This is a genomic window from Kosakonia sp. MUSA4, assembly GCF_013085925.1.
In the GTDB taxonomy this organism is placed as follows: Bacteria; Pseudomonadota; Gammaproteobacteria; order Enterobacterales; family Enterobacteriaceae; genus Kosakonia; species Kosakonia sacchari_B.
In genome coordinates, this window is sequence record NZ_CP025697.1 from 1915681 (window position 1) to 1928625 (window position 12945).

12 protein-coding genes are annotated in these 12945 nt (G+C 54.0%); 9 read left to right on the forward strand and 3 right to left on the reverse strand.

Annotation, left to right across the window (positions count from 1 at the left end):
• Nucleotides 1-8: 8 nt before the first annotated feature.
• Nucleotides 9-3158 (reverse strand): ribonuclease E, encoded by a 3150-nt coding sequence (rne, locus tag C0557_RS09020; protein WP_208658206.1) that lies wholly within the window; start codon nucleotides 3156-3158, stop codon nucleotides 9-11.
• A 571-nt stretch (nucleotides 3159-3729) separates the two neighbouring features.
• On the opposite strand from rne, the gene rluC reads away from it, so the two are divergent.
• Complete coding sequence (gene rluC, locus C0557_RS09025) at nucleotides 3730-4683, forward strand: 23S rRNA pseudouridine(955/2504/2580) synthase RluC (RefSeq protein WP_090397083.1); 954 nt, start codon at nucleotides 3730-3732, stop codon at nucleotides 4681-4683.
• Nucleotides 4684-4720: 37 nt separating this feature from the next.
• On the opposite strand, the gene C0557_RS09030 is transcribed toward rluC, so the two are convergent.
• Nucleotides 4721-5854: a dienelactone hydrolase family protein gene (locus C0557_RS09030; protein ID WP_253073831.1), complete on the reverse strand. Its 1134-nt coding sequence runs from the start codon at nucleotides 5852-5854 to the stop codon at nucleotides 4721-4723.
• Between the two features lie 103 nt (nucleotides 5855-5957).
• Nucleotides 5958-6542, reverse strand: a complete 585-nt coding sequence (locus C0557_RS09035; RefSeq protein ID WP_074777860.1) for a nucleoside triphosphate pyrophosphatase — start codon at nucleotides 6540-6542, stop codon at nucleotides 5958-5960.
• Nucleotides 6543-6683: 141 nt separating this feature from the next.
• Between C0557_RS09035 and yceD the strand changes: the two genes are divergently transcribed.
• The 8 genes from yceD to fabF all read left to right on the forward strand — a co-directional run bounded on the left by yceD (nucleotide 6684) and on the right by fabF (nucleotide 12938).
• The gene (yceD, locus tag C0557_RS09040) at nucleotides 6684-7205 is read left to right on the forward strand and encodes a 23S rRNA accumulation protein YceD (RefSeq protein WP_208658208.1); all 522 of its coding nucleotides are present in this window, start codon (nucleotides 6684-6686) and stop codon (nucleotides 7203-7205) included.
• Nucleotides 7206-7221: 16 nt separating this feature from the next.
• Nucleotides 7222-7395, forward strand: a complete 174-nt coding sequence (rpmF, locus tag C0557_RS09045) for a 50S ribosomal protein L32 (protein ID WP_007374494.1) — start codon at nucleotides 7222-7224, stop codon at nucleotides 7393-7395.
• 79 nt (nucleotides 7396-7474) lie between these two features.
• Entirely contained in the window at nucleotides 7475-8563 is a 1089-nt protein-coding gene (gene plsX, locus C0557_RS09050) for a phosphate acyltransferase PlsX (protein ID WP_208658209.1), read from the forward strand.
• Between the two features lie 6 nt (nucleotides 8564-8569).
• Nucleotides 8570-9523 (forward strand): beta-ketoacyl-ACP synthase III, encoded by a 954-nt coding sequence (locus tag C0557_RS09055; protein ID WP_064567219.1) that lies wholly within the window; start codon nucleotides 8570-8572, stop codon nucleotides 9521-9523.
• Nucleotides 9524-9539: 16 nt separating this feature from the next.
• Nucleotides 9540-10469, forward strand: a complete 930-nt coding sequence (fabD, locus tag C0557_RS09060) for an ACP S-malonyltransferase (RefSeq protein WP_208658210.1) — start codon at nucleotides 9540-9542, stop codon at nucleotides 10467-10469.
• 11 nt (nucleotides 10470-10480) lie between these two features.
• On the forward strand, nucleotides 10481-11215 hold the full coding sequence (fabG, locus tag C0557_RS09065) for a 3-oxoacyl-ACP reductase FabG (RefSeq protein WP_035886189.1): 735 nt from the start codon (nucleotides 10481-10483) through the stop codon (nucleotides 11213-11215).
• A gap of 154 nt (nucleotides 11216-11369) precedes the next feature.
• The gene (gene acpP, locus C0557_RS09070; protein WP_000103754.1) at nucleotides 11370-11606 is read left to right on the forward strand and encodes an acyl carrier protein; all 237 of its coding nucleotides are present in this window, start codon (nucleotides 11370-11372) and stop codon (nucleotides 11604-11606) included.
• A 90-nt stretch (nucleotides 11607-11696) separates the two neighbouring features.
• Nucleotides 11697-12938: a beta-ketoacyl-ACP synthase II gene (fabF, locus tag C0557_RS09075; RefSeq protein WP_208658211.1), complete on the forward strand. Its 1242-nt coding sequence runs from the start codon at nucleotides 11697-11699 to the stop codon at nucleotides 12936-12938.
• Nucleotides 12939-12945: the final 7 nt, after the last annotated feature.

Below are 12945 nucleotides of genomic sequence, written 5' to 3' on the forward strand. Positions count from 1 at the left end.
TCTGACGATTAGTCAACAGATGGCGGCTTTGTTGCCGGTGCGGTGGCGGCGTGGGTGGCGCTGTGACCGCCCGCGGAGCCTTTACCTTCGAAATTGAAGTCCGGACGAACCCAGTCGCTGTGACGCGGCGCTTCCGGGACATAGGCCGGTGCAGGCGCTTTGGTCATCGGCGCAGTGGCTACTTTACGGGCGACGACAGGCACCACCGTTTCTTTAACCGGTTCAACAACGGGTTCTGCAACCGGGACCGGGGCTTCTTCGCTAACAGCCGGAACGGTTTCGACGATCGGCGCTTCCTGCACTGGTGCGGCTTCTTCCGCAACCTCTTCGGCGACGACACGATCTTCTTCAGCAATCAGTTGCGGCTGCTCATCAACCGGCGCGGCGATAACCTCCGGATGGGTGGTTTCTACCTCAACGGTTTCTGGCTCAGCGACAGTCTGCTGCGGCTCCACAACGGCAGGTTCTGTCACTTCCGTTTCAGCGGCTGGCGCGACAACTTCTGCTTCTGCTGCAGGTTGCTGCTCAACCACTTCGGTCTGTACAGCGCTAACCAGCGCGGCTTCAGCCACCATCGGTGCAACATCCTGCTCAACGGCAACGTTCTCTTCTGCCGCGATCTCTTTCGCCTGCTCTTCCTGAGTGCGCGGAACCGGATAGCGAATCCATACCTTACCGGAAGCCATTTCAGGCGAAGCACATGCGACGGTCAGCGGCATGGCTGACTGTAACGGATAACGTTCGTCACGGTAGCGACGACGGCGCTGGCCGCTGACGCGCAGATGACGCGGAGAACGACGAGAGCGGCGAGGCATCGCGTTTTCGCGCCCTTCAGCATTCTCATCCTGATCCTGGCTGGTTTCCACAACGGCCGGGAGATCGACTTTCGCCACTTCAGTACCCGGAGCAATCGTCTCTTCGGCAACATCCGCAGACTGTGCATCCCCAAAACGTACTTTCTGGCTCAGTTGACGCTGTTTACGACGCGGCATCACCTGTACGCGCTCTTCCTGTTCAGTTTCCTGCTCCGGCTGATCGGCACGGTTCAGTTCTTTAACATCCTGCTGTGCCTGACGTTTGTCATCGTTACGGCGACGGTTGCGTTCACGGCGAGACGGTTGCTGCTCATCGCGCTGTTTGGCTTTGTCTGTCTCTTCGACCGCTACTGGCTCACGTGCTTCGCGAGTTTCCGCGTTCTGCTGCGATTTCTCGCGGCGATTACGGCGGTTCTCTTCACGGCCTTCGCGGTTTTCGCGATTCTCACGACCTTCGCGCGCCTCGCTGCCTTCAGCGCGGCCATCACGGCGTTCGTTACGATCGCGACGATTGCTCTGGCGCGGTTTGCGGCGATCCTGTTGGCGATCTTGTTTCGCCGGTTTTTTCTCTTCCTGGGCTTCAACGGCTGCCGGGGCTTCTTCGCCCGCAAACAGGCCTTTCAGTGCCGAGACGAAACGGCTGAACAGCCCCGGCGTTGCAGGTTGTGCAGCGGCAGGTTCTGCTTTGGCAACGGGTGCAGCAGCGGCAGCAGGCGCTGGCGGAGCAGGCGGAACATCCGGCATGACGAATGTCGCCAGCGCAGGCTGTTCAGGCAGTTTACGCTCGGCATACTCTTCTTCCGACGGTAGCGCCATCGCTTCTTCATGCAGCTTCGGCAGCAGGTAGCTCAGGGTCGGCGTCTCTTCGCCTTTACGCACGCGCAGTACGGAGTAGTGCGGCGTTTCCATCTGGTCGTTTGGCACGATCACGCAGCGTACGCCGCCCTGACGGGCTTCGATAGCGCTGACCGCAGCACGTTTTTCGTTCAGCAGATAAGAGGCGACCTGGACCGGCACAATTGCGTGCACTTCCTGGGTGTTCTCTTTCAGCGCTTCTTCTTCGATCAGGCGCAGAATCGACAGCGCCAGCGATTCGTTATCACGGATGGTGCCAGTGCCGCTACAACGCGGGCAGACGTGGTGGCTGGATTCGCCCAGCGACGGACTCAGGCGCTGACGAGACATCTCCAGCAGGCCAAAGCGGGAAATATGGCTGATCTGAATACGGGCGCGGTCCTGACGTACGGCTTCGCGCAGACGGTTCTCAACAGCGCGCTGATGGCGAACCGGCGTCATATCGATGAAGTCAATAACAATCAGACCGCCGAGATCGCGCAGGCGCAGTTGGCGAGCGATCTCATCGGCTGCTTCCAGGTTGGTATTGAAGGCGGTTTCTTCGATATCGCCACCGCGGGTTGCGCGCGCGGAGTTGATATCGATAGCCGTCAGTGCTTCCGTGGAATCGATAACGATAGAGCCGCCGGACGGCAGACGCACTTCACGCTGGAAGGCGGATTCAATCTGCGACTCAATCTGATAGTGGCTGAACAGCGGAATTTCACCGGTGTACAGTTTGATTTTGCTGCTGAAATCCGGACGACCCAGCGCGGAGATGTGCTGGCGGGCCAGCTCAAGCACTTTCGGGTTGTCGATGAGGATTTCGCCAATATCCTGGCGCAGGTAGTCACGGAAAGCGCGAACGATGACGTTGCTTTCCTGATGGATCAGGAACGGCGCCGGACGGCTTTCAGCGGCTTTCTGGATAGCTTCCCAGTGTTTCAGGCGGAAACTCAGATCCCATTGCAGCGCTTCGGCGGATTTACCCACACCGGCTGTGCGTACAATCAGCCCCATGCCATCCGGCAGTTCGAGGCTGGAGAGGGCTTCTTTTAATTCAGTACGGTCGTCGCCTTCAATGCGGCGAGAGATGCCGCCTGCGCGCGGGTTATTCGGCATTAACACCAGATAACTGCCCGCAAGGCTAATAAACGTGGTCAGCGCAGCGCCTTTATTACCACGCTCTTCTTTATCAATCTGGACGATAACTTCCTGGCCTTCACGCAGAACGTCTTTGATATTCGGACGGCCATGAGCATTGTAATTGGCGGGGAAATATTCGCGCGCGATTTCTTTGAGGGGGAGAAAACCGTGTCGCTCAGCGCCGTAATCAACGAAAGCGGCTTCAAGACTCGGCTCAATGCGGGTGATTTTACCTTTATAGATGTTCGCTTTTTTCTGTTCGTGCCCCGGACTTTCGATATCCAGATCGTACAGGCGCTGCCCATCCACAAGGGCGACACGCAACTCTTCTTGCTGAGTTGCGTTGATTAACATTCTTTTCATCGTAACTTACTCATTATTCTTACATTGACGACTAAGCTGCGGGCAAGATAACGCCTTTCCGGGGAGAACCGATGGCCTCGAGACTATTCACGTCGCCAACCTCACGGTTGTCGCTCGCTTAAGAGGCGCAGTGTGTCGGTTGCCTGTATTTCCTGTGGAAAATACAGCGCAATTATCAGGGGAACAGCCTGGGAAAAACTCTCCAGAGAAGATTCCATCTACCGGTAAGGACTGCAACCCGCAGCCCGCTAACTGCCTGAAAGTTCAATACGTCTTACGCCATTGCTGCGTGTATGATCGGACAGGCAAAACTGGTCATTCCGCTTATTTGCTTGTTTCAACAAGATTCAACACGGAAAACCGCAACATTATTCCCTGCGAACCCTCTTATAGCAAGCTGACTTTTACCATTTATCACCCGGTTACTCACAGTTTTTTCACCTCTGCACGGAGATTGGTTTAATAACCACCGCATCAGAAGAATCTAACGCCAGTATCCAGGTGCGAATGTAAATATAAGCATAGAAAAATGAGTGGCGCTAATCATCATGGCTATTTAGAATCGCCTCCCATGAAAACTGAGACACCATCCGTAAAATTTGTTGCTATTTCCGCTGACGAAGCGGGGCAACGCATCGATAACTTTTTACGCACCCAATTAAAAGGTGTGCCGAAAAGCATGATCTACCGCATTCTGCGTAAAGGCGAAGTGCGGGTGAATAAAAAACGCATCAAACCGGAATATAAACTGGAAGCGGGCGACGAAGTGCGCATCCCACCGGTGCGCGTTGCTGAACGCGAAGAAGAGGCGGTTTCACCGCATTTGCAGAAAGTTGCGGCATTAAGCGACGTTATTTTATATGAAGACGATCATATTCTCGTCCTCAACAAGCCGTCCGGTACAGCGGTACACGGCGGCAGCGGCCTGAGTTTTGGCGTGATTGAAGGTCTGCGCGCGCTGCGTCCGGAAGCCCGGTTCCTCGAACTCGTTCACCGTCTCGATCGTGATACTTCCGGCGTTCTGCTGGTGGCCAAAAAACGTTCGGCGCTGCGTTCGCTACATGAGCAACTGCGCGGCAAAGAGATGCAGAAAGATTATCTCGCGCTGGTGCGCGGGCAATGGCAGTCACACGTAAAAGCGGTGCAGGCACCGTTGCTGAAAAATATTCTGCAAAGCGGTGAACGCATTGTGCGCGTCAACAGCGAAGGCAAACCGTCGGAAACCCGGTTTAAAGTAGAAGAGCGTTACGAGTTTGCGACGCTGGTACGTTGTAGCCCGGTAACCGGTCGTACGCACCAAATCCGCGTACATACGCAGCATGCGGGTCATCCGATTGCTTTTGACGACCGGTATGGCGATCGTGAATTTGACAAGCAACTGGCAGCAACCGGTTTGTCTCGTCTGTTTTTGCATGCGGCAGCGCTGAAATTTACCCATCCAAATAGCGGTGAGACATTGCGTATTGAAGCGCCGCTCGATGATGAACTGAAACACTGTTTGCAGGTGCTGCGCAGCGCCAAATAAGCGTTTCCCCCTCCGGTACGAGGGGGAGAGCAACAGGTCAGGGCTTCAGCCACTTATCCAGCCACGGAAAGACTTCATCCTGCTGTTCACGGTAAAAAACATGCCCCAGTTGCGGCCAGGTGCGGGTGACGAGTTTGTCGTCAGCGTGCTGCGATTTCCAGACGCGGTGCACTTTGGCAAAGGCCTCTTTTACTGCTTCCGGCGGGAACAGTTTGTCCTGGCCGCCGCTGAAGATCAGCATCGGTTTAGGCGCGGCGATACTGGCAATGTCCGGAATATCCATCTGCGCAGGCATCCCCGGATGGAGCATATAAAAGGCGGACTGGCCGCGCAGTACGTTATTGCCCGGCTGCATCAGGCCGTTATACGTACCAAACCATGAGATCACGGCGGTCGCCGCCACTTTGTCGCTCAGTGCGGCCAGTTGCCAGGCGCGAAAACCGCCCATCGAGAAGCCCAACACGCCTACGCGTTGGCTGTCCACTCCGGCATATGAGGCGATAAAGTCTACCGTGCGCATATCTTCATAAGCCATTTCGCCTGCCAGAGAACGACCAAGGTTGAAATAGTTACTGGCCAGCGCCTGCTGCTGCTCATAGACCATTGGCCCGCGATCGCCCCAACCCGGGCTGTCGATGGCGATGACGGCATAACCACGGCTGGCCAGCTCATCACCGATAAATTTTCCGCTAAAAAATTTGTCAGCCCAGGCTTGCGCGCTGGCGAGCTTTCCCGCATCGCCCCAGGGACGGATCAGCTTCTCTTTACCGATATCAAATTTCGAACCGTGATCGTGTAACAGTACTATTGCGGGGTGAGGCTCCGGAGATTTCGGCATCAGCAGTAGCGCCGCAATACGATTATCGTCAGTGATAGTAAGCGCCAGTTTTTCTGCGGTATAACTGCCACGATCTTCTTTGCTGAGAATTTCTGGCGCGAAAGGTTTCGTCGAGTTCGGGGTAAGCAATGCTGTGCGGAATAACTGGCGGCTAAGGTTTTGCCACTGAGTAAAATCTTTATAGTGGCCGGAGAGCCAGGAATGGGGGTAGCGCATCTCTGTTTTCAGCGTTTGCCATGAAGCGGGGAGGTTGCCTTCAACCACTCCCTGCGTTTGCCAGGGTGCCTGCGCAATGGCATTCGCGGCGCCGAAAAGCGTCAACAGCAGCGCCATTTTATTGAATATCTTCATCACCTCTCCTTAAATTAAAACAGCGTTTTAATAATGGTGATGAATGTAACGTTTGCTCAAAAAAGAAACTGTGATCGCTAAAGCATTAGCTTAACAAGGGGTTACACTGTTCACGACGTAACATTTGGCACAGCGCGATCAGCGGCAGACCGACCAGCGTGTTGGGATCCCGGCCTTCAAGACGTTCAAACAGCGCAATGCCTAAACCTTCGCTTTTGAAACTGCCAGCGCAGTTCAGCGGACGCTCTTTACGGATATAGTCATCGATTTCCGGCTCGCTTAAATGACGGAAATGGACGTCGAAAGGCTCACATTCAGTCTGCAAATGACCGGTGGCCGAGTTATATAGCGCCAGACCCGTATAAAAGGTGACAATATTTCCGCGGGCTTTCATCAATTGCTGGCGGGCATTTTCTTCCGTATGCGGTTTGCCGGTTATTTCACCGTCCAGCACGCAGACCTGATCGGAACCAATAATCAGGTGCTGAGGATATTTCTCCGCCAGCGATTGCGCTTTTTCCTGTGCCAGACGCAGCACCAGATGACGCGGTGCTTCGCCTGCATGCGGAGTCTCATCAGCCTGCGGCGCGGCGCATTCAAACGCTAAGCCAAGCTTTTCCAGAAGTGCGCGGCGGTATGGGGAGGTCGAAGCGAGAATAATTTGCGACATATTTTTTTCACCAAATATGGCTTAACAATGAGAGGCATTTTAAACTGTAGGCCGCAATGTGTGCGAATTATTGGCAAAAGGCAACCGTAGGCTGCCTTTTTCTTTGACTATATGACGTTACAAAGTTAATATGCGCGCCCTATGCAAAAGGTAAAATTACCCCTGACTCTTGATCCGGTTCGTACGGCTCAAAAACGCCTCGATTACGAGGGTATCTATACCCCCGAGCAGGCGGAGCGCGTCGCCGAATCTGTAGCCAGCGTAGACAGTGATGTGGAGTGCTCCATGTCGTTCGCTATCGATAACCAGCGTCTGGCGGTTCTGACCGGCGATGCGAAGGTAACGGTATCGCTCGAATGCCAGCGCTGCGGGAAACCGTTCACCCATCAGGTCTACACAACGTATTGTTTTAGTCCTGTGCGTTCAGACGAACAGGCTGAAGCACTGCCGGAAGCGTACGAGCCGATTGAGGTTAACGAATTCGGCGAAATCGATCTGCTGGCGCTGGTTGAGGATGAAATCATTCTCTCCTTGCCTGTAGTTCCGGTGCATGATTCTGAACACTGTGAAGTGTCCGAGGCGGACATGGTCTTTGGCGAATTGCCTGATGAAGCGCAAAAACCAAACCCATTTGCCGTATTAGCCAGCTTAAAGCGTAAGTAATTGAGGAGTAAGGTCCATGGCCGTACAACAGAATAAACCAACCCGTTCCAAACGTGGCATGCGTCGTTCCCATGACGCGCTGACCGCAGTCACCAGCCTGTCTGTAGACAAAACTTCTGGTGAAACCCACCTGCGTCACCACATCACCGCCGACGGTTTCTACCGCGGTCGCAAGGTTATCACTAAGTAATCACGCGCAAGCGTGATTAAGCTTAGTGAGGATTTCCCCGCGAAAGCGGGGATAGACCGAACCAGGCTGCGACGATACCTTGACACGTCTAACCCTGGCGTTAGATGTCATGGGGGGCGATTTTGGCCCGACCGTGACAGTGCCTGCAGCTTTGCAGGCACTGAACTCTAATTCACAGCTCAACCTTCTTTTAGTCGGCGATCCCGACGCTATCACGCCATTACTTGCCAAAGCTGATTTCGAGCAACGCTCACGCTTGCTTATCATTCCTGCACAGTCAGTTATTGCCAGTGATGCCCGGCCCGCACAAGCGATCCGCACCAGTCGCGGTAGCTCGATGCGTATGGCGCTGGAGTTGGTGAAAGAAGGACGTGCCCAGGCTTGCGTCAGCGCAGGCAATACCGGCGCGCTGATGGGGCTGGCGAAAATGTTGCTCAAACCGATTGAGGGGATTGAGCGTCCGGCGCTGGTTACCGTTTTGCCACATCAGCAGAAGGGCAAAACTGTCGTGCTGGATCTCGGCGCGAACGTGGATTGTGACAGTACAATGCTGGCGCAGTTTGCGGTAATGGGGTCGGTGATGGCCGAGGAGATCCTGGGGATCGCGAACCCGCGCGTAGCGCTGTTGAACATTGGTGAAGAAGAAACCAAAGGTCATGACAATATCCGTGATGCAGCGGCTCTGTTACGATCGGTTCCCACAATGAACTACATTGGTTATCTGGAGGCGAATGAACTTCTGACTGGAAAAACGGATGTGTTAGTTTGTGACGGTTTTACGGGAAACGTCACATTAAAAACCATGGAGGGGGTTGTCAGGATGTTTCTTTCGCTGCTGAAATCACAGAGCGAAGGGCAAAAAAGGTCGTGGTGGCTGATTTTATTAAAACGTTGGTTACAAAAAAGCCTGAGCAGGCGATTCAGTCACCTCAACCCCGACCAGTATAATGGCGCCTGTCTGTTAGGATTGCGCGGCACTGTGATTAAAAGTCACGGAGCAGCGAATCAGCGAGCCTTTACCGTCGCGATTGAACAGGCAGTGCAGGCGGTGCAGCGGCAGATTCCACAGCGAATTGCCGCTCGCCTGGAATCTGTGTATGCGCTTTCGGCATCATCCGCCCAGGGCGACGATAACCGGAATGTGTGTATATTACCCAAGAGTGACTGAGCGTACATGTATACGAAGATTATTGGTACCGGCAGTTATCTGCCTGAGCAGGTTCGAACAAACGCCGATTTAGAAACAATGGTGGAAACCTCTGACGAGTGGATTGTCAGCCGTACAGGGATCCGTGAGCGCCGTATTGCTTCGGCAAACGAAACTGTCTCAACCATGGGCTATGAAGCCGCTAAACGCGCGCTGGAAATGGCCGGCATCGATAACGATCAAATTGGCCTGATTATTGTGGCGACAACCTCTGCAACGCACGCTTTTCCGAGCGCGGCGTGCCAGATCCAGAATATGCTGGAAATCAAAGGTTGCCCTGCTTTCGACGTTGCCGCAGCATGTGCAGGGTTTACCTACGCGCTGAGCATCGCCGATCAATATGTAAAATCCGGCGCGGTGAAACATGCGCTGGTGATTGGATCTGATGTGCTGGCGCGTACATTAGATCCAAACGATCGCGGTACAATTATTCTGTTTGGCGATGGTGCCGGTGCGGTGGTATTGGGTGCTTCGGAAGAGCCGGGCATTATCTCAACCCACATGCACGCTGACGGTAGCTACGGCGAACTGCTGACGCTGCCGAACCTCGATCGCGTGAATCCGGAAAACCCGACTTATTTAACGATGGCGGGCAACGAAGTATTTAAAGTCGCGGTGACGGAACTGGCGCGAATTGTTGATGAAACATTAGCCGCTAATAATCTTGAGCGAAGCTCGCTGGACTGGCTGGTGCCGCACCAGGCTAACCTGCGTATCATCAGCGCCACGGCGAAAAAGCTTGGCATGGCGATGGATAACGTTGTGGTTACGCTGGATCGTCATGGCAACACCTCTGCGGCTTCTGTTCCCAGCGCACTGGATGAGGCGGTACGCGATGGGCGTATCAAACCTGGCCAGCTAATTCTGCTTGAAGCGTTCGGTGGCGGGTTTACCTGGGGTTCCGCGCTGGTTCGTTTCTAAGTATAAGGATAAGAAGATGACGCAATTTGCTTTTGTTTTTCCGGGGCAGGGTTCCCAGACCGTCGGTATGCTGGCGGATATGGCGGCAGCTTACCCGGTCATTGAAGAAACGTTTGCCGAAGCCTCTGCGGCTCTGGGTTATAATCTCTGGGCGCTGGTGCAGCAAGGCCCGGCAGAAGAACTTAATAAAACATGGCAGACCCAGCCTGCGCTCCTGAGCGCATCTGTCGCGCTGTGGCGCGTGTGGCAGCAGCAGGGTGGCAAAACGCCGGTACTGATGGCTGGGCATAGCCTTGGCGAATATTCCGCGCTGGTATGCGCCGGTGTTATCGCTTTTGCCGATGCTGTACGTCTGGTTGAGCTGCGCGGCAGATTCATGCAGGAAGCCGTACCTGAAGGTACCGGCGCGATGTCAGCTATCATCGGTCTTGATGATGAGTCTATCGCAAAAGCGTGTGAAACTGCGGCTGAAGGCCAGATTGTTTCGCCGGTGAACTATAATTCTCCGGGGCAGGTGGTTATCGCAGGCCATAAAGAGGCCGTTGAACGTGCAGGCGCAGCCTGTAAAGCCGCTGGCGCTAAACGTGCGTTGCCGCTGCCTGTCAGCGTACCGTCCCACTGCGCACTGATGAAGCCGGCAGCCGAAAAACTAGCCGTTGAACTGAACGCTATTACATTTAATGCTCCGCAGATCCCGGTTATTAACAATGTGGATGTGAAGTGCGAAACGTCGCCGGAAGCTATTCGCAGTGCACTGGTGCGCCAGTTATACAGCCCGGTGCAGTGGACGAAAAGCGTTGAATTTATGGCGTCGCAGGGCGTTGAGCACCTGTATGAGGTCGGCCCGGGTAAGGTTCTTACCGGCCTGACAAAACGTATTGTTGACACACTGACAGCATCGGCTATCAATGAGCCAGCTGCGATGTCAGAAGCACTCGCGCAATAAAGAGGAACACCATGAGTTTTGAAGGAAAAGTCGCGCTGGTTACCGGTGCAAGCCGCGGAATTGGTCGTGCCATTGCTGAGACGCTAGCCGCTCGCGGCGCAAAAGTTATTGGTACCGCGACAAGCGAAAATGGCGCGCAGGCTATCAGTGATTATTTAGGTGCGAAGGGTAAAGGTCTGTTGCTGAACGTGACCGATGCAGCATCTATTGAATCGGTTCTGGAGAACATTCGCGCTGAGTTTGGCGAGGTTGATATTCTGGTTAATAATGCCGGAATCACTCGTGATAACTTGCTGATGCGCATGAAAGATGATGAGTGGAGCGATATTCTCGACACTAACCTTTCATCTGTTTTCCGTCTGTCAAAAGCGGTAATGCGGGCTATGATGAAAAAGCGTCATGGGCGTATTATCACTATCGGTTCTGTGGTTGGTACCATGGGAAATGCTGGTCAGGCCAACTACGCTGCGGCGAAAGCGGGTCTTATCGGTTTCAGTAAATCGCTGGCGCGCGAAGTTGCGTCCCGCGGTATTACGGTGAACGTTGTTGCTCCGGGCTTTATTGAAACGGACATGACGCGTGCGCTCTCTGACGATCAGCGTGCGGGTATCCTGGCGCAAGTTCCTGCGGGTCGCCTCGGCGGTGCTCAGGAAATCGCCAATGCGGTTGCATTTTTAGCCTCTGACGAGGCGGGTTACATCACAGGTGAAACTCTGCACGTCAACGGTGGAATGTATATGGTCTAACCACGATTAAAATCATTTGCGTTATGAGGGCGAAAGGCCTCAAAATAGCGTAAAATCGTGGTAAGAACTGCCGGGATTTAGTTGCAAATTTTTCAACATTTTATACACTACGAAAACCATCGCGAAAGCGAGTTTTGATAGGAAATTTAAGAGTATGAGCACTATCGAAGAACGCGTTAAGAAAATTATCGGCGAACAGCTGGGCGTTAAGCAGGAAGAAGTTACCAACAATGCTTCCTTCGTTGAGGACCTGGGCGCTGATTCTCTTGACACCGTTGAGCTGGTAATGGCTCTGGAAGAAGAGTTTGATACTGAGATTCCGGACGAAGAAGCTGAGAAAATCACCACCGTTCAGGCTGCCATTGATTACATCAACGGTCACCAGGCGTAAGTGAACATCTCCAGGCGGTCACTCGACCGCCTGAGTTTTATCTAGTGTTATCCCTCGAATCTCTTTTTTATCCCTCCCTGGAGGACGAACGTGTCTAAGCGTCGTGTAGTTGTGACCGGACTTGGCATGTTGTCTCCTGTCGGCAATACCGTAGAGTCTACCTGGAAAGCTCTCCTTGCCGGTCAGAGTGGCATCAGCCTGATCGACCATTTCGATACTAGCGCCTATGCAACCAAATTTGCTGGCTTAGTAAAGGATTTTAACTGTGAAGACATTATCTCGCGCAAAGAACAGCGCAAGATGGATGACTTCATTCAATATGGAATTGTGGCTGGCGTTCAGGCCATGCACGACTCCGGCCTGGTTATCACGGAAGAAAATGCTTCCCGTGTTGGCGCCGCGATAGGTTCTGGTATCGGCGGTCTGGGTCTGATTGAAGAGAACCACAGCTCCCTCGTTAAGGGCGGTCCGCGTAAAATCAGTCCGTTCTTCGTACCGTCTACGATTGTTAACATGGTGGCAGGTCATCTGACTATCATGTTTGGCCTGCAAGGCCCAAGCATCTCCATTGCAACAGCCTGTACTTCAGGCGTGCACAACATCGGCCATGCTGCGCGTATTATTGCTTATGGCGATGCCGATGCGATGCTGGCTGGTGGTGCAGAAAAAGCCAGTACCCCGCTGGGCGTAGGTGGCTTTGGTGCAGCGCGTGCGCTGTCTACCCGCAACGATAATCCGCAGGCTGCAAGCCGTCCATGGGATAAAGAGCGTGACGGTTTTGTCCTCGGCGATGGCGCTGGCATCATCATGCTGGAAGAGTATGAGCACGCGAAAAAACGCGGTGCGAAAATCTATGCTGAAATCATCGGCTTCGGTATGAGCAGCGATGCGTATCATATGACGTCACCGCCGGAAAACGGCGCTGGCGCGGCCAAAGCAATGGTCAATGCGCTGCGCGATGCAGGCATTGAACCAGGCCAGATTGGCTACGTCAACGCGCACGGTACCTCCACGCCAGCAGGCGATATGGCTGAAGCTCAGGCGGTGAAAGCGGTGTTTGGCGATGCCGCGCGTAGCGTCATGGTGAGCTCAACCAAATCCATGACGGGCCACCTGTTAGGCGCGGCCGGTGCAGTTGAGTCCATCTACTCTATCCTTGCGCTGCGTGATCAGGCGGTACCGCCAACCATCAACCTGGATAACCCGGATGAAGGTTGCGATCTGGACTTCGTGCCGCACGAAGCGCGCCAGGTCAGCGGTATGGAGTATACCCTGTGTAACTCCTTCGGCTTTGGTGGCACTAACGGCTCGCTGATCTTCAAAAAAGTCTGATCATCTT

Bases quoted from the DNA above. Each gene is read 5' to 3' on its own strand.
- acpP (WP_000103754.1), top strand. From the start codon at position 11,370: ATGAGCACTATCGAAGAACGCGTTAAGAAAATTATCGGCGAACAGCTG.
- rne (WP_208658206.1), bottom strand. From the start codon at position 3,158: ATGAAAAGAATGTTAATCAACGCAACTCAGCAAGAAGAGTTGCGTGTC.
- C0557_RS09035 (WP_074777860.1), bottom strand. From the start codon at position 6,542: ATGTCGCAAATTATTCTCGCTTCGACCTCCCCATACCGCCGCGCACTT.
- C0557_RS09030 (WP_253073831.1), bottom strand. From the start codon at position 5,854: ATGGCGCTGCTGTTGACGCTTTTCGGCGCCGCGAATGCCATTGCGCAG.
- C0557_RS09055 (WP_064567219.1), top strand. From the start codon at position 8,570: ATGTATACGAAGATTATTGGTACCGGCAGTTATCTGCCTGAGCAGGTT.
- fabD (WP_208658210.1), top strand. From the start codon at position 9,540: ATGACGCAATTTGCTTTTGTTTTTCCGGGGCAGGGTTCCCAGACCGTC.
- fabG (WP_035886189.1), top strand. From the start codon at position 10,481: ATGAGTTTTGAAGGAAAAGTCGCGCTGGTTACCGGTGCAAGCCGCGGA.
- yceD (WP_208658208.1), top strand. From the start codon at position 6,684: ATGCAAAAGGTAAAATTACCCCTGACTCTTGATCCGGTTCGTACGGCT.
- rpmF (WP_007374494.1), top strand. From the start codon at position 7,222: ATGGCCGTACAACAGAATAAACCAACCCGTTCCAAACGTGGCATGCGT.
- rluC (WP_090397083.1), top strand. From the start codon at position 3,730: ATGAAAACTGAGACACCATCCGTAAAATTTGTTGCTATTTCCGCTGAC.